Origin of the sequence: Capillibacterium thermochitinicola (assembly GCF_013664685.1) — a bacterium.
In the GTDB taxonomy this organism is placed as follows: domain Bacteria; phylum Bacillota; class UBA4882; order UBA10575; family UBA10575; genus Capillibacterium; species Capillibacterium thermochitinicola.
Window position 1 is genome coordinate 1 of sequence record NZ_JAAKDE010000039.1, and the last position, 15,612, is coordinate 15,612.

Here is a 15,612-nt window from a genome sequence, read left to right on the forward strand (position 1 = left end):
CGAGCAAGGAGAAGGGTGAGAAATATTTTGCCCGGGCCGGTCAAGCCTTGGCCAACTTCCTCGAGGAAGTCAAGAAGTTCAACATCGTGGTACCGGACGAAAAACGGAAGTTCGCCAACAGAGCTTAAGTTTAAACTTAAATATTTAAAAATGCATATCAAATTTTAAGGAGAATAGCCGATGGGAAGAGTACAGGATAAAGTAGCTTTAGTAACCGGTTCCGCACAGGGGATGGGCTTTGCGATCGCCCGTTGCCTGTTGGAAGAGGGCGCCAAGGTCATGATTAACGACATTAACCAAGAGACCATCGACCGGGCGGTGGACGAGCTGAACAAGGAGTTCCCCGGTCGGGTTGTTGGGAAAAAAGCCGATGTAACAAACAAAGCCCAAGTCCAGGAGATGATCGACGAACTTGTGCGCACCTGGGGGTCCATTGATATTTTGGTCAATAATGCCGGCGGCAGCCTGCATACCCCTTACAAACTCGAAGAGATCGAAGAGAAGCACTGGGATCTGGTTTTGAATGTGAATTTAAAAGGTGCCTTTTTCACTTGCCAATCTGCTATTCCCTACATGGCCAAAGCCGGGAAGGGTGCCATTGTGAATATGGGCGCCCTGGCCGGGCATTGGCGTGCTTCGCTGGCCGGCGTGCAGTACACGGCGGCCAAAGCGGGGGTGGAGGGATTAACCCGCCAGCTCGCCTACGATTGGGGCCAGAAGGGAATCCGGGTCAACTGTGTGGCACCGACGGTAACAATTACCGGCGAACGGATGAAAGGGCTCTGGGAAGACCGGAGTGAAGAAGAGAGAGAAAAAATCGTGGCCAATATTCCGCTCAGACGGCTGAGTACTCCGGATGAAATCGGCAAAGCGGTAGTATTTTTAGCCTCTGATGATGCCAGCTACATTACGGGGATCACCCTGGATGTGGTTGGCGGGCGTTATTTGCGATAAAGACAGAAAAGAGGGGTACAGAATGGGTCTGAACAAGGGTTACGTCCTTCTTCCCCAGCCGATTGAGGAAGAAGCCCGGAAGATGCTGGAGGATGCAGGTTTAGAAGTGGTGGTGGCCCCGGATCCAAAACCGGAGACGGTGGCCCCGTTGATGAAAGACGCCAAAGCAATCGTGCTGCGGACGGGAATTTATATCGACGAGGCGCTCATTAAAGCGGCTGATGATCTTTGGACCATCTCCCGGACGGGCGGGGGCGTCGACAATGTGGATTTAAAAGCGGCGACCGCGCACGGCGTGATTGTCACTTCCAGTTTGGGGGTGAACGCCAGTACCGTGGCCGAACACACCCTTTCGCTAATCCTTGCCCTCTTCAAGCAATTCTTTTTGCTGGACCGGGAGGTTCGGAAGAACAACTTTAAGATTCGCTATAAAAACTATCCCCAAGACGTGCAGGGGAAACGCCTCGGAATTATTGGGTTTGGCCAAATTGGGCAGATTCTGGCCCAATATTACTACCCGCTGGGCCAGACGAAGATCCTGGCTTACGATCCGGTCTTGCCGGATGTGGTGAAAACCAAATTCAGCGCGACGGTCGACTTTGTCAGCCTGGATGAACTGCTCAAGAATGCCGATGTTGTTTCCATTCATGTCCCTCTTAATGAACATACCAGGAACATGATTGCCTGGGAGCAACTGAAGATGATGAAACCCAGTGCTTACCTGGTGAATGTCTCCCGGGGCGGGATTGTCAACGAAAAGGACTTAATCAAGGCGTTAAAAGAAGGGGTCATCCGGGGGGCCGGGCTGGATGTCTTTGAAAAGGAACCCATTGAGGAAGACAACCCCCTCCTCGAGCTGGATAACGTAATCCTCACACCGCATACGGCGGCGCTGACCGACGAGTGTGTGGTGAGAATGGCGACCGAAGCGGTCAAACGGGTGATCGATCTCTTCAATGGTAACGAGCCGGAGAAGATCGCCAACCCCGAGGTCTTGAAGTTGGAAAAATGGCAGCATCTGAAGAAAAGAGCGTAAACGGAGGGAAGAAGCGAATGGAGATCCCGAAAAAAATGCTGGCGGCGCAACTGGTCGCCCGCGGGCAGATTGAAGTGCGCGAGGTCGATGTTCCGGTTCCGGGCCCCGGTGAAGTGTTGATCCGGGTGGAAGCCTGTGGGATCTGCGGTACCGATGTGACCATCCGTGACCACGGGATGCCCGGTGAACCGCCGATGCCTTTCACCATGGGCCATGAGTATGCCGGGGTGGTGGTCCAGTTGGGCCCCACGGTTGACGAGTTTAAAGTCGGGGACCGGGTGGCGTCGGAAGTGCATAAGGGCTGCGGCCGTTGCCACAACTGTATAATGGGGAACTATACGGCGTGTCTAAACTTTGGCAAATTGGAGAAAGGCCATTCCGCCAGTGGGATGACGACGAACGGCGGTTTTGCCCAATATGCCATTAAGCACGTCAACACCCTCTATAAAATGCCCGACGAAATCTCTTTTGAAGAAGCGGCGATCATTACCACCGCCGGGTCCGCCTTTTACGCCATTGATGCCGTGGGCGGATATTTGGCCGGCGATACGGTGGCGATTATCGGCCCCGGACCGATTGGCCTGGCTTTGGCCCAAGCGGCAAAGGCCTTGGGTGCCGATAAAGTGATTCTTACCGGAACCCGGAAAAGCCGTCTCGAACTTGGGAAAAAGATGGGGGCCGATTATACCGTCAATGTGCGCGAAGGAGAGGACCCGGTTAAATTAGTTAAAGAGTTGACGGGCGGGATCGGTGCCGATGTAGTCTTTGATGCCGCCGGTGTCGGCAGTTCGCTGGATGATGCCTTAAATCTGGTCCGCCCGGGCGGGGCCATCGTACTCGTGGCTTTCTATCATGGGCCGGTCACCGTCGATATCAACAAGGCCGTTGTGCGTAATGTCAACCTTTATACCGTGCGCGGTGAAGGGCGGCGCAACGTCCGCCGGTCCTTATCCATGGCGGCGCAGCGGAAGATCGATTTAAGGCCTTTGATCACCCATGAGTTCCCCTTAAAGGATATTAATAAGGCCTTCGACACGTTTACGCAGCGGATCGATAACGCGATGAAGGTAATTGTCCATCCCCAAAGGTAAAAGCGGAGAATACTCTTGAAATGCTATAAACAGTTGGTTAATATAATATTAAGTTGTTATTAACAACAATTACAAAACAGGAGAGCCGCCGGGTAACGACTTGGTACGACCAGGTCCCCGGCGGGGATAATAAAAAAGTATTGATTTTGGCTATGCTTATGATTTCGTAGTGATTCAGCAGAGATAAAGCAGTTTTTAAGTAGTAATTTAGCAGGGCATAAGTTGTGGTCCGGTAGTGATTGAGTTGTGATTCAGTAGGGATTAAGTAATGGTTTTGTTTTTAGTCATGTAACAATTTATTTCGGTATTAATAATCTTCAGTAACAACCATACCGGCACGGCATAGCCAGTTTATTTCATTCCTCGGTTGTCGTGAGAGGACAACTCGGCAAAAGGGGAGGTGAGATGCCGAAAGAGGAGCGCCCGTTTGCGGTTGGAACAAAAAATAACTGAGGAGGTTAATGAGTAAGGATGACAAGAAGACGTTTGTTTGTCGGCTTGATGGTTGTCGCGTTAATTGTTTGCATGAGCACCACTTTGTTCGGCGCGGCTTCCGTGCGGCGTTATGCTTACAGCGCCAGTAACCCCGGCGGGGTCTGGTATACGATGTGCGGCGGGATCGTCAAGTTGCTTCAGGAAAAACTGCCCTCCAATATCCGGGTTGACATGATCGCCAGCGGCGGTTCGGTGCTGAACACCCGGCGGTTGGCTTCGGGTGAAGCGGACCTGACCATGGCCTACTCGACCCACCTGTGGGAGTGCTGGAACGGCGAAGGGATCATGAAAGGCCGTCCCAACGACAACCCGCGGATTATGTTTGAGATCTACAAGAGCGACCACTATTTCGTGACCCTGGCCAACAGCGGAATTAAAAGCATGAAAGATCTCGAAGGGAAACGGGTGGTTCTTGGCCCTCCGGGTTCCGGTTCCAGTGACAACTCCCGGTTTACCTTAAGAACCCTTGGCATCAACGCCATCGAATCCGAACTGGCCTTTGGCGATGCTGCCCAAGCCCTGGCCGAAGGGAAAGTCCATGCCATGGGGATGAGCGGTTCCCCGGCAGCCGGTCTGGTTGAGGTAGCGGCCACCCGTGATATCTACATTATTCCTTTCACCGATGAAGAACTGGACAAGATCGTATCGGCCGGACCCTTCTTCTCCAAAGGGGTCATGCCCGCCAATACATATCAAGGCCAAACCAAAGACGTGCCAGTCTTTATGTTCACCGTTTACCAAGTCGCCAGCAAGAACGTGCCGGCTGATGACGTTTACGAAATGATGAAAGTCTGCTTCAGTCCGGAAGGGAAAGAATACCTTGGTGCGGTCCACCCCTATTGGAAGACGATGAAGAACGATCCGGAGCTGGTGAAAGCGTTGGGTATTCCTTACCATCCGGGTGCTGAACGTTTCTGGCGCGAGCAAGAACAAAAAAAGTAATAAAAAAATGATTGGTCGAACGGGAACAGGGGAAATCCCCCTGTTCCCCGAGAAAAACATGGAAGCACAGTTCAAGCAGGGTTTACAGTTGAAAACAAAGCTCTCTTCGCAAAGGTAAAAGTATTAAGGAGGGACAGTCTTGGCCAAAAAACGGGATAACCTGAACAGGTTTTTCCAAACAGCCGTCGGCATCATTGCTTTTGGTTTTTCCGCCTTTTATTTCTATACCGCTGGGTTTGGTATTTTTTCCAGCGAGTCCCACCGGGGGATCTATCTGCTCGTCACCTTCCTGCTCAGTATCTTGCTCTATCCGGCCAGCAGGAAATATCCGAAGAGTAAAGTCTTATACGTGGTGGATGCGATCTTTGTGGCTATGGCCTGCTCGTCGGTGCTCTACTGGATGTTGCAGTATAAGGAGTATGCAATCTACCGGGCCGGTTGGACCAACCAGTGGGATTTGATCTTTGGTCTTCTGGTAATGCTGGTTTCGCTTGAAGTAACCCGCCGGGTCATGGGGAATGTCTTGCCCATCATTGGCCTGGTCATGCTTGGCTTAACCTATTTTGGCCCCTATCTGCCCGGGATCTTCAATCACGGGGGCATCCGTTTATCGTCGATGGTTGAGTATTATTACTACACCGATGGGATCTTCGGGACCATTGTCAACACCTTCGCGACCTATATTGTGCCATTCCTTATCTTTGGCGCTTTTTTGAACAACACCGGTGGCGGCGATTTCTTTATGGATCTGGCCACTTCGCTAACGGGGCATATTGCCGGCGGCCCGGCGTTAATTGCCGTGTTCAGCAGCTCAATTTTTGGTTCGATCTCCGGGAGCGGGGTCGCCAATGTGGTGGCTACCGGAACCTTTACGATTCCGATGATGAAAAAGGTCGGTTATAAACCGGAGTTTGCCGGGGCCGTGGAAGCGGCGGCTTCAGCCGGCGGTCAGCTTTTGCCCCCGGTGATGGGCGCCGCTGCCTTTGTTCTGGCGACCCTGACCCAGCAGCCCTACTCGACCATTGCCCTGATTAGTTTTGCGCCGGCCATCCTCTACTACATTGCCCTTGGCTTTATGGTCTATTTCCGGGCGCGCCGTAGCGGGTTACAGGGTCTACCCCGGGAAGAACTGCCCAAGTTCAGCGAGGTAATGAAGAAGGGCTGGTATTATCTCTTCACCATCGTTGTGGTGGTGGTTGTGATCGCCTTGGGCTATCCCGCACCGCGGACAGCGTTCTGGGGCTCGGTCTTTGTGGTGTTCTGCAGTATGCTGCGGAAAGAGACCCGCTTTACCTTTGATAAACTGATCAAGACTTTCCGCGAAGCCGGGACCAGCGCCTTAAGTGTAGGGGCGACGGCCGGGACTTTGGGGATTGTCATGGCGAGCCTGACTTTGTCCGGTTTGGGCGTGAAGTTTTCCAGCCTGATTCTCTCGGTGGGGCAGGGGAATCTGTTCCTGACCCTTGTTCTGGTTGCTTTTATCGCCACCATCATCGGGATGGGCTTGCCGACGACCGCTTCCTACATTATTCTGTCGATACTTGCGGCCCCGTCCTTAATTCAATTGGGGATTGATCCGGTGCCCGCCCATATGGTCTGCCTGTGGTTCGCGGTCATCTCCAATATCACGCCGCCGGTCTGTGTGGCAGCCTTTGCCGGGGCCAGTATTGCCGGCGCGCACCCGATGAAAACCGGGTTAAACGCGGTACCCCTTGGGCTCTTCATGTACATTCTGCCCTTCTTCTTCATTTACGAACCGGCTATCTTTGTCTATGGACAGGAGCTAGCGGTTAGCGTAAAGATCATTGCGAGTCTACTGATTTCAATTGCTTGTTTTGCGGCCGGTTTCCAAGGCTGGTTCTTCCGGAACTTACGCACTTGGGAAAGGGCGGTCTTCTTGCTGGCTTCGCCGCTTTTGGTTGACACCCGGTTCTTTACCGATATTTTTGGTTACATTGTCGTTGTGGCGATGGCCGTTTACACTTACAAAACCAAGAAGCAGGCCGCTAATCCGCAGATTGCGGCTTGAGCAAAAGGTTAATGAATCTGCATGTGGGTTAACAAGTCACACGTGCTGATTATCGTTACTATCGTTACATTGATTTACGAAGAAAAGTAAAGCAAGGCGGAATGTTTTTTGGCCAGCTGTCCAGTGGGATAAAAAGGTAGAGTCAGGCGAAGGATACGCCGGAGACAGACAGAGAGGAGTTCTTCTCCCGGGGTCTCAGGCACCGGGAGAAGGACCGGCCTGACGAAAACGCAAGGGGGAATTGGGATGAAGAAGATTACGCTGGAAGAACAACCGTTGATTAAGATCGAAAACCGGAAAGGACTATACCACCGGAACATTATCGATAAGAGTATGGGGGCAAAAAACTTCACCTTCCATTATGCCAAGATGGAAGAGGGCGGGCACGGGGTTGCCCACAGTCATCCAGAAAACGAACATTTCTTATTCGTGATCTCCGGTGAACTGGAACTGAGAAATGAGCAAGAATCCCACCGGGTACCGGCGGGATCAGGGATCTTTGTCTTCCCGGGCGAGGTCCATGAAGTAATCAATGTCAACAAGGGGCCGACCGAATACTTTGTGATGTACAGCCCGCCCCGGGAATAAAGAACAAAAAGTTACAGAAACCTCCAGTAAAACTTATCCTATCTTAATGATATAATGCATCTAACAGGGACAATGATTGGTTTACCCTTGCTGTCCTGGGGAGGTGGTAGTTGGCGCTTCGATCTTAACCCGGTTTATCCTATTGCACTAATTCAAAACCAAAAAGAAGGGAGAAAAGGGAGAAAGAATGAAAAACAAAAAGCTTATTCTGATTCTTGCCGCTGTGTTGGTTGTTGTTGTAGCAGCTGTTTTCTTGTTGAACACGCAACGGGCGGCGAAACCCTCCACATTTAAACTGGGTATCCTGTTGCCGTACACCGGTACTTTTGCCGCGGTTGCGAAAACCCAACAACAGGGGGTCCTCCTGGCTGTCGAACAGCGGAATGCTGAGGGCGGTTTGAATATGCCTTGGGGTAAAGTGAAGATCGAATACGAAGATATGGACGATGAAGCTAACATCAACACCGGTGTTAGAAGATTCAGATATCTCCGTGACCAAGGCGCCCATGCCGTGGTCGGTCAGACTTGGGCGGCCGTGTCGTTGGCCATTAACGAGCTCTGCATCAGAGATCCCTATCCCTACTTCCCGGTGAACGTGGCGCCGTTGGATTCCTACCGCAAAGGTAAGATGGGTGACTGCACCTACGCTGCCGGTTACACTCCCTGGACCGTTGGCTACATGGCCGGTAAAGCCGCCATCACCGACCTTGGGAAAAAACGCATCTTTTACCTTGGCCGTTCCGACTCTTGGGGTTGGGACATCCGGGATGGCCTGGCTGCCGCAGCTAAGAAGTACGGCGGCGAGATCATTGGCCAACTTGAAGTGGCCCAGGGGACCAGCGATTTCACGACCGTGCTTGAGCAAGTACGGGCCGCGAAACCGGACGTCTTCATCTCGGCACAGTTTGGCGGGGACGCCATCTCCCTGTTGAAACAGTGCTATGACATGGGTCTCAACAAAGAAATGACCATCTTCAACAGCTTCCTGACCAACGTGGTGGCCCAAGGGTTGCCGCTGGAAGCCAGAGAGAACATCTATGGGATGCACTTCTTCTACTATGATCTGACTGGCTTTGAAGATGCCGAGACGGTGAAACTGGCTGCCGAATACAGCAAGGCGTTCATGGACAAGTGGGGTACCCCGCCGGATGCCTATGCCACCATCGCTTATATCGCTGTCCAACAGCTGTTTGACGCGGTGGAGAAAGCCGGTAGCTTTGACCAGGCTGACATCAGAAGAGCCATTGAACAAAACCCCGAGTTTATGTCGGTTAAAGGGCCCGCTTACTGGCGGGAAGACCACCAGGCTGTTTATGAATACGCCGGGTTCCTCGTCCGTGGTAAAGGACGGAACGAAGCCAAGCACGAATTTGACTTCTTTGAAGTCGTTTCGGTGCAAGGCGGCGAAGAGGTCTATCCGAACCTGAAAGACTTGGGATTCTAACCTCTGGTTTTTAAAAGCCTGCTCCGGAAGACCTTCCGGAGCAGGCCCCTAAAATATCCAGATCGGGAAAAGGGGTTTGCTAAGATGAACAGCAATTCTGAAATGATCATTCAGGCGCAAAACATCACCAAACGTTTTGGCGGTATGGTTGCGGTCAACAATGTAACTTTCGGCCTTAAAAAGAACGAGGTTGCCGGTTTGATCGGGGCCAACGGGGCCGGGAAAACCACCTTCTTTAACATTTTGACGGGTAACTATTTCCCGGAGGAAGGAAAGGTTTATTATAAAGGCGAGGACATTACCGATCTTACTCCGGAAAGCCGGGTTGACCTCGGGATTATGCGGACGTTCCAATTAGCCTCGACCTTTGACAATCTTAAAGTCATCGACAATATGCGCCTTGCCTTCTACCGGGCCAATAACAGAGCGAGCCTGCGCAATATCTTTTTCACCCGGATCGACCGGATTGTTTCCGAGAAGATTGATGAGTGTCTGGAGACCTTTGGACTGACGAAGATGGCCGACCGGTTAACCGGGAACCTTTCGTTGGGGGAAAAACGGATCCTGGAGATCGCCATGTCGATCGTGACCGATCCGGAAGTGTTGCTCCTGGACGAACCCTTTGCCGGGTTAAGTGACGGGGAGATTAATGAATGTCTGGATGTCCTCCGGCAACAGGTGGGGAAGAAGACCATTCTTATTGTGGAGCATAAGATCTCCAAAATCGAGAATTTAGTGCAGACCGTTGGCGTCATGGTCGAGGGAGTAATGATTGCGGCCGGCGAAACCAAAGCAACCTTAAATAGCGAACGGGTCCGTCAAGAATACTGGAAGACGGCTCAGGATGATTGTTATTAAAATTAAATAAGATAACCTGCGTAATTTTAGAGCTTACTTTTGGGTTTAGGAAGACGGTTTTACGAGAAGACAATTTTTGCGAAAACGCTAAGTTTGTTGTGTAACGAAAAGACTGATTTCCCTTGGAAGTTTGATTTGATTGGAAGCCATACGAATGCCGTCGACCGATCAATAAATCATCAATGATTTAAGGAATCGTATAACGCCGGGATGGCATCCCTTTGTCTCCCGCTTGTCGCTTCCGGTTACAATTCAGCGCATTGCATGAAGGCCTGTAATACCTTGCGAGATTTCTGCTAAGAAATGAAACTTGCGTCACGAAGATAAAGTTGCCATGAGTTTACCGTACAAACGAGCCAATCATTGCCGTACGAAAGGCAGGTGGGACCAGAAAGGGCTGCGGTTTGGTTTTTACGTTTTCTTGCTTAACGTCATAAACTCGGCGCGAAAAGCTGAAAAAAATGGACAAGGATGCTCCTGGTTTCTACTTGTTCTTGACTTATATGGGAAAATTTAAGGGGGATGGAAATGGGTATGCCGAATATTGTTGAAGTCAAAAATCTCAACGCCGCATATGGTCAGTCCAAAGTACTTTTTGACATCAATCTGTATATTAAACCCAACGAGCGGGTGGCCATTGTCGGCCGCAACGGTGCCGGGAAAACAACTCTGCAAAAATGCATCGCCAGTTTGCTTCACCCGACGAGTGGTTCCGTCATTTACAACGGAACGGAACTGGTGGGGAAACAACCCTACGAGGTAGCCCGGATGGGGCTGAAATATATCGACCAAGATAAGCACGTTTTTCTCGATTTGACGGTCCGCGAAAACCTGGAGCTCTCCAGTTACGCCACGGGCGACTACGATTGGGATAAAGTCTTTAAACACTTTCCGAAACTGAAGATCCTGATCGACCGGAAAGGGGCGTACTTGAGCGGGGGCGAACGGCAGATGTTGATGATTGGCCGGGCGATCCTCGGTGATCCCAAGGTGCTTCTCATTGACGAACCGACCGAAGGACTTGCCCCCAGTATCGTGGACGATCTTGTTACTACCTTCCATGAACTCAGCAAGAACTGCGCGATTATGACCGTCGGTCAGAACCTCTCTTTTGTTTCCCGCGTAGCCGAGCGTGTTTACGCAATGAAGGAAGGAAGGTTGGTGGCCGAGGTTACCGACAAAGCCGACATTAAGAACAACGCCTACTGCGAATACCTGTAAGTCAAAAGCGGGAAAAATCAACCGGAAGGAGTAGAAAGATGAAACGGTTCTTGAATAGCTGGACGGGGATAATTATTACCTTTGCTCTCCTATATGCTCTGCGGGGCATTTTACCAGCTGCTTTCTTGACGGAAGTGGTCATCTTCAGTATTTATGCCATGGGTTGCAGCTTTTTGATTGGACGTCTTGGACTCACTTCCTTTGGGCAGCCGGCTTTTCTAGCCTTTGGCGCTTACGGCGCCGGTGTCTACCTTTACTATTTTGGTCACAATTCGTTCGTCGCCATTTTAGTGGGGATCCTGGCCAGTCTGGTCCTGAATATGCTGGTGGGTTCGTTTATGGTCCGTTTAAACAGCTCCTATTTCACCCTTTGTAACCAGGCTTTTTGTGTGGTCACCTTCTTCATTTTCCAAAAAGCCCTTGTGAAATGGACGTTCGGTGATAACGGGTTACTCCTGATCAGCCGGATGAAGCCGACTCCCTTTATTGACCTGACGACGCCAAAAGGGATCTACCTGTTTGCGTTCTTGGTGGCGGTGGCCGTCTGGCTCTTCTACTACTATTTAATGAAAAAATCGGTCTTTGGCGCCACTTGTTTGTGCGTTAAAGACAACGAACTGAAACTGCGCTTTTTGGGCTATAAAACCTTTAATATTAAATGGTTGGCCTTTGTGATCGCCAACACCACGGCCGGACTGGCCGGAGCAATCTACACCGTCTACTTTTGTATGGTTAACGCGAACATTTCCAACGTCAATACGGCTTCGGAAGCGGTGGCCATTTCAATGCTGGGGGGTGCCGGGACGTTATTCGGTCCCTTGGTCGGTTCCTTCCTCTTTATTGGTCTCAAGGACATTGCCAGCCGGTTTATTAGCCACTGGGAAGTGTTGGTCGGGCTGCTTTTGATCATTGTGATGCTGGCTGGAGAAAAAGGGATTGTCGGCACGTTGGAGGGGTATTTTGAAAAGATGAAAGCAAACAGTTCCTCTTCCACAACGGCGCTGACTAAAGAAGGGGGATTATGATTTAGATGAATGCGCAATTGTTAATTTCAGCGATTGTCTTAGGCTTAAGCATGTCCGGAGTCTACTTTCTTTTAACGGTCGGTCTCTCCCTTTGCTATGGTTTGATGCGGATCATCAGCCTTGACCAATTCTTCTACTATGCGCTTGGCGCCTATATGGTTTACACGATAACTTCAATAACCGGCAGTTTCTGGCTGGGGATGTTTGTTGCGATGTTAACCGCCTTGGTGGTGGCGTTTGTGGTCGAACGACTGGTCAACAAGCGGGTCTACTCGAAACCGGTGATGTTCTCGATGATTCTGACCTTTGGTGTTAACCTGATGGGTGTTGGTTTAATCAAGTATATCTGGGGGTTGACACCAAAACCGGTTGCTTCGCCGATTGTTGGCCGGGTGATGATTCTGGGGACCGGTGTTCCCACCTACCGTATTTTTGTGATTGCCTTGGCCGTAATCGTCTATTTTGCCGTTCAGTATTTCCTGAACAAAACCATTCTGGGGACCGCCATCCGGGCGGGGATCGATGATGCGGAAAAAGTGAAGGCGCTTGGGATTAACATCAGCCGCCTTTTTACCATCACTTTTCTCTTGTCTTCGGTCCTTTCCGCGCTGGCCGGCGTGATTCATGCGCCCTTTGTGATGGTCTCGCCGGAGATGGGGATGACCATTACCGCCTTTGCCTTTATGGTCGTCATCATCGGCGGTCTCGGGAGCATCAAGGGGACGATGGTCTCAGCCCTCATCGTCGGGCAGGTTGTCTCGTTGGGTGCGCTGATCTGGGCGCCGCTGGCCGAAATGGCTCCGTTCCTGGTCATGATCATTATTCTGTTGATCAAACCCACCGGATTGTACGGCAGCAAGCTGATGCACCGGTAGGGAATCCTTGTCGGCTCTACATGGTTAAGCGCATTAAGGTGTAAAGGTGAAGGGCGTAAGATGCGAAATCTGTTAGGCTTCGCGAGATAAGCAAGATAAAAGCAAACAAGATTTGGACTAACAATTGAGGAAGTGGTCAAAACGAAAGCGATGGTTTTAAGGGAATTCGGCAAACCCTTGACGCTCGAAGAAGTGGAGATCCCGTCCTACGGCCCGGATGAAGTCTTGCTCAAAGTTAAAGCGGCCGGGGTTTGCGGTACGGATTTAAAGATCCGGGACGGGTTGGTGCCGACGAAAGAACTGCCTTTAATTCCCGGACATGAGGTCGCCGGGGTGGTGGCCGCTACCGGGGCCAATGTCAAACGCTTTCGTGTGGGCGATGCCGTTTTGGTCTCTTTCTATATCCCCTGTAACCGGTGCCGGACTTGCCGTCTTGGCCGGCAGACCATCTGTGAACAGTTGAAAGGGCGGATCGGGTTTGAGTTCAACGGCGGCTTTGCCGAGTATGTGGCGGTCCCGGAAGCCTGCCTGATTCCCAAACCGCCGGGGCTCTCCTTCCGGCAGGCCGCAGTGATCCCGGATGCCCTGGGCACCTGTTACCATGTTTTGGTCCGCCGGGCCCAGGTGCAAAAGGGCGACTGCCTTGTCATCGTGGGTGGGGGTGGAGGTTTAGGCCTTCACGCCCTCCAAATGGCCAAGGTGCTGGGGGCGGTGGTCATCGGCGTCGATGTTTCGGCGGAAAAGCTTGCCTTAATGAAGTCCTACGGAGCCGATTTTGTCATTGACGGGCGGGAGAACCCTTCCTGGAGTGATGCCGTGGCCGCCTATACCCAGGGGGGGCGGGCCGACCTGGTGGTCAACTTTGTGGCCCACCAGTCAAGTATCGATGAGGGGTTGAAGGCGGTAGGCAAAGGTGGTAAACTAGCTTTGGTCGCCTACAGTAAAGAGGTTAAGTTTAATGCCCTGTACGGTCATTTAAACGAGATCGATCTCTTGAGTACCAGGGCCGCGACCAAAGAGGATATCGAGGAATGTCTGAAACTGGTGTTGGCGAAGGAAGTGGAGACGGTCATTGGGGAAGTTATCAGTTTACCGGAACTGAATTATGGTCTCCAGTTGATCAAAGACGGTAAGTTGAAAGGGAGATTGGTCATCGATCTGGAATAGGATGATTAAACTAGTCCTGTAAAAAATATGTAGTGTGGGTGAAAAGAGATGGTAAGTCTAGATCTAAAACCGGTTGCAACCGTGAATACTTCAACCCGGATCATTGAACAGTTCATCGAGATGCTGCGGACCAACAAACTGAAACCGGGCAATTGTCTCCCTTCGGAAGCGAGTTTGGCGAAGAGTTTGGGGACCAGCCGGGCAACCATCCGGGAAGCACTGAGCGGGTTGAAAGCTCTTGGGGTTTTGGAGTCAATTCCCGGAAAGGGGAATTTTATCAAAAAACCCAACGTCCATTATGAACTGGACAATATAATCGATGCGGTCCGGAGCCGGATGACTTATCTGGAAGCGTTGGAAGCCCGGCGTGCGATTGAAGGAGAAATCTGCTACTTGGCCGCGAAACGCCGGACCGAGGCGAGCCTGCGCGAGATTAAAAATTCCCTGGATAAGTGTAGGAACGTCAAAACGGTGGACGAGTTCATCAACGTGGACTATGAATTCCATTTGGCGTTGGCCAAAGCCTCCGACAACCGGCTTTTTATCCAGTTTATTAAAGAAGCCTTACTCAAGCTGGAACATCCTTATTACAACATCATCCGTCTGGCGGAGGATGATTCTTCCTCGGTGGAACGTTTGTTTGGGAAATCGTATAACGACCACGAAGCGATCTACGAAGCAATTTCGAAGGCCGACGCCAGCCTGGCACGGAAGTGTATGATCAATCACCTCCAGGCCGCCAAACAAAAATTCACCGAATACAACGAAAAAGCCCTTCTTACCTAGCTAAACGGACCAGATGCACTAGGGTGAGAAATATAAAAAACCGGGAGTAAAAATTTTTTGGGGAAACTGGCAGGAGGTTATTTGTCAGAAAGCGAAATAAATTAACACAGTCAAGCTGTCAGACAGCTTGACAAGTAGCAGATTTTGCTATATGATAGACTTGTCCAAGGGCGCAACGGAAGCAACGGACCCACCACTAATGACGGCAAGGTTCACGGTATGATCGTGATAACGGATGCGGTTCCAAAAAAGACGAATACTGACAATCCAGGCGAAGACGAACCAATAAAGACAGAGCAATAAAGACAGAGCAATAAAGACAGAGTGATAAAGACAGAGCAATAAAAAAGGCGAAAACCTTATATTTTTTCCCTTAACTTGTCAGACAGCAAGACAGCAAGACCAGACCACTGAACACGAACAAGCCAACTACCAGGCAAAAGACGCCAAAAAGACAACGGAAACTGAAGCACAAAACAGACTCCAAAGAAGCAAACACCGCCGCACACAGGATGTAAACAACACGGCATCGGCAGGAAGTGACGCAGCACCGGCAGTAAACAACGGACACAAGGCGGAAGCGAACGAAGGACAAACAAGTAAAAGACGATGCAACATAAGAAAGTAACGGTGCAGTACAAGTGAGAACGACGCGGCACAAGTAAGAAACGATGCAACGCAAAGAAGAAACGATGCGGAAAAGTAAATGACTAGGCAGCACAAGCAAGAGACGACGAAGAGCAGACAGGAACAGGCGCGGCCCAAGTTAGAGAAGCAGAAACGACAGAGTATAAAAGCAGACACGTGGCACAGGAACCAAGTGATCCGGAAAAAGAAGCAAGAGATGCCGCCCCGGCAGTAAACAAAGCAGCGCACGACGGCGCAGAAAACGCGGACCAGAAGAGAAAAAGACGCCGGTAAACGCAGAAAGAAACGTAAAAACAAGTTTACAAAGAGCAGCGACCAGCCGCTTGTCAAAAGACCAGCCGATGGAAGATTTGTTTTTAACTTAAGGTTTTCGCCAAAGGTTTAACGCAAGAATCGTCGACCGCCAATCAGGGACATCCACAGTTTGAGACTGAAACGGAGCAAAGGAGGTTC

At 50.9% G+C, this 15,612-nt stretch carries 14 protein-coding genes; all 14 read left to right on the forward strand.

Annotated elements, in window-relative coordinates; all coding sequences use genetic code 11:
* Nucleotides 1-180 precede the first annotated feature (180 nt).
* The 14 genes from G5B42_RS10670 to G5B42_RS11990 all read left to right on the forward strand — a co-directional run bounded on the left by G5B42_RS10670 (nt 181) and on the right by G5B42_RS11990 (nt 15,373).
* Nucleotides 181-954, forward strand: a complete 774-nt coding sequence (locus tag G5B42_RS10670; RefSeq protein ID WP_181340465.1) for an SDR family NAD(P)-dependent oxidoreductase — start codon at nt 181-183, stop codon at nt 952-954.
* A 22-nt stretch (nt 955-976) separates the two neighbouring features.
* The gene (locus G5B42_RS10675) at nt 977-1,990 is read left to right on the forward strand and encodes a hydroxyacid dehydrogenase (protein WP_181340466.1); all 1,014 of its coding nucleotides are present in this window, start codon (nt 977-979) and stop codon (nt 1,988-1,990) included.
* A gap of 17 nt (nt 1,991-2,007) precedes the next feature.
* A complete protein-coding gene (locus G5B42_RS10680) occupies nt 2,008-3,081 on the forward strand; it encodes a zinc-dependent alcohol dehydrogenase (RefSeq protein ID WP_181340467.1) in 1,074 nt (357 codons plus the stop codon).
* Between the two features lie 471 nt (nt 3,082-3,552).
* Nucleotides 3,553-4,518: a TAXI family TRAP transporter solute-binding subunit gene (locus tag G5B42_RS10685; RefSeq protein WP_181340468.1), complete on the forward strand. Its 966-nt coding sequence runs from the start codon at nt 3,553-3,555 to the stop codon at nt 4,516-4,518.
* Nucleotides 4,519-4,657: 139 nt separating this feature from the next.
* Nucleotides 4,658-6,547 (forward strand): TRAP transporter permease, encoded by a 1,890-nt coding sequence (locus G5B42_RS10690; RefSeq protein WP_181340469.1) that lies wholly within the window; start codon nt 4,658-4,660, stop codon nt 6,545-6,547.
* Between the two features lie 246 nt (nt 6,548-6,793).
* The gene (locus G5B42_RS10695; RefSeq protein ID WP_181340470.1) at nt 6,794-7,135 is read left to right on the forward strand and encodes a cupin domain-containing protein; all 342 of its coding nucleotides are present in this window, start codon (nt 6,794-6,796) and stop codon (nt 7,133-7,135) included.
* A 187-nt stretch (nt 7,136-7,322) separates the two neighbouring features.
* Nucleotides 7,323-8,579, forward strand: a complete 1,257-nt coding sequence (locus tag G5B42_RS10700; protein WP_181340471.1) for an ABC transporter substrate-binding protein — start codon at nt 7,323-7,325, stop codon at nt 8,577-8,579.
* 84 nt (nt 8,580-8,663) lie between these two features.
* Nucleotides 8,664-9,437, forward strand: a complete 774-nt coding sequence (locus G5B42_RS10705) for an ABC transporter ATP-binding protein (RefSeq protein WP_181340472.1) — start codon at nt 8,664-8,666, stop codon at nt 9,435-9,437.
* A gap of 528 nt (nt 9,438-9,965) precedes the next feature.
* On the forward strand, nt 9,966-10,658 hold the full coding sequence (locus G5B42_RS10710) for an ABC transporter ATP-binding protein (protein ID WP_181340473.1): 693 nt from the start codon (nt 9,966-9,968) through the stop codon (nt 10,656-10,658).
* Between the two features lie 38 nt (nt 10,659-10,696).
* Nucleotides 10,697-11,683 (forward strand): branched-chain amino acid ABC transporter permease, encoded by a 987-nt coding sequence (locus tag G5B42_RS10715; RefSeq protein WP_181340474.1) that lies wholly within the window; start codon nt 10,697-10,699, stop codon nt 11,681-11,683.
* Between the two features lie 5 nt (nt 11,684-11,688).
* On the forward strand, nt 11,689-12,558 hold the full coding sequence (locus G5B42_RS10720) for a branched-chain amino acid ABC transporter permease (RefSeq protein WP_181340475.1): 870 nt from the start codon (nt 11,689-11,691) through the stop codon (nt 12,556-12,558).
* 132 nt (nt 12,559-12,690) lie between these two features.
* Nucleotides 12,691-13,725: an alcohol dehydrogenase catalytic domain-containing protein gene (locus G5B42_RS10725; protein WP_181340476.1), complete on the forward strand. Its 1,035-nt coding sequence runs from the start codon at nt 12,691-12,693 to the stop codon at nt 13,723-13,725.
* 48 nt (nt 13,726-13,773) lie between these two features.
* Complete coding sequence (locus G5B42_RS10730) at nt 13,774-14,511, forward strand: FadR/GntR family transcriptional regulator (protein ID WP_181340477.1); 738 nt, start codon at nt 13,774-13,776, stop codon at nt 14,509-14,511.
* 706 nt (nt 14,512-15,217) lie between these two features.
* On the forward strand, nt 15,218-15,373 hold the full coding sequence (locus G5B42_RS11990) for a hypothetical protein (protein WP_231133515.1): 156 nt from the start codon (nt 15,218-15,220) through the stop codon (nt 15,371-15,373).
* The last annotated feature ends 239 nt before the right edge of the window (nt 15,374-15,612 follow it).